Source organism: Bacteroides sp. ET336, assembly GCF_024733815.1.
GTDB classification, from domain to species: Bacteria; Bacteroidota; Bacteroidia; order Bacteroidales; family Bacteroidaceae; genus Phocaeicola; species Phocaeicola cellulolyticus.
In genome coordinates, this window is the sequence record NZ_JANRHK010000047.1 from 1 (window position 1) to 899 (window position 899).

General features: G+C 41.5%; 2 protein-coding genes. Both read right to left on the reverse strand.

Going from position 1 to position 899, the window contains the following annotated elements; translation table 11 throughout:
• Positions 1 to 269: 269 nt before the first annotated feature.
• On the reverse strand, positions 270 to 458 hold the full coding sequence (locus tag NW213_RS16735) for a hypothetical protein (RefSeq protein ID WP_204394739.1): 189 nt from the start codon (positions 456 to 458) through the stop codon (positions 270 to 272).
• A gap of 113 nt (positions 459 to 571) precedes the next feature.
• A partial coding sequence (locus tag NW213_RS16740; RefSeq protein WP_258323039.1) for a transposase occupies positions 572 to 899 on the reverse strand: 328 nt, incomplete at its 5' end.

Here is an 899-nt window from a genome sequence, read left to right on the forward strand (position 1 = left end):
TTTCATACGTAAATATTAAGCGTCCTACACATAAAGTAGGACAGGTTTATACTAAAATTGATATAAAACCGAGTGTTTTGACAAAAGAAAGATTAGCACTCATGAAAACACAAATGCGGCTATTATACGATGACAAATAGCAACAGCTAAGAATTTAAAAGTTTCATACACGTGTACATAAGTCACAATCTTTGGCGCTTAGCTGTTGAGACCAATTTCATTTTCGGACTATGGTAATTCCAGTAAAAGTCGGCCTTTGGTCTGTATTGTTAATTGGGTGTTACTGCTTGTGGAACTTTAGTAAGCGAGACATTGTATCCAAGCTTTTTAAGTTCGGAAGACAAATATACCTTGCGTTTCTGCTCTATCTTGGATTGCATATATTGTGCACCAAGTTCATGGTAACGGGCTCCCGTACTCAGTATCAGATAAACGGATATCAACTGAGAATGTCCCACTGCAATCAAGGCACGTTTTTTTCCTCTGCGGGCAGCTATACGATGGTATCTCTCACTGAAAAACGTATTCTTTGTACGGGTCGCAGCCCATGCGGCTTCTGTGATTACCGCCTTTACCTGTTTGTTTCCGTGAGTGATTCGTGCGCTTTTTTTTTGCCAGCACTCTCGTTGTTACCCGGAGAAAGACCGGCCCAGGACGAAAGATGCTTTTCTGAAGGGAAGTGGGACATGTCAAGACCTATCTCAGAAACCAAATCCTCTACAACTTTGGTGCTAAAACCGGGAATCTCCCTGAGAAGTTCAAGGACATTATCGTACTTGGACAACAGTCTCTTTATACGTTCGGACAAATCATCAACCAAAGCCTGAGTCTGGTCTATATCCTTTCGGATCATCTGGAGAAGATAAATGTGATGATCTTCAACAAAACCGGTACACGCC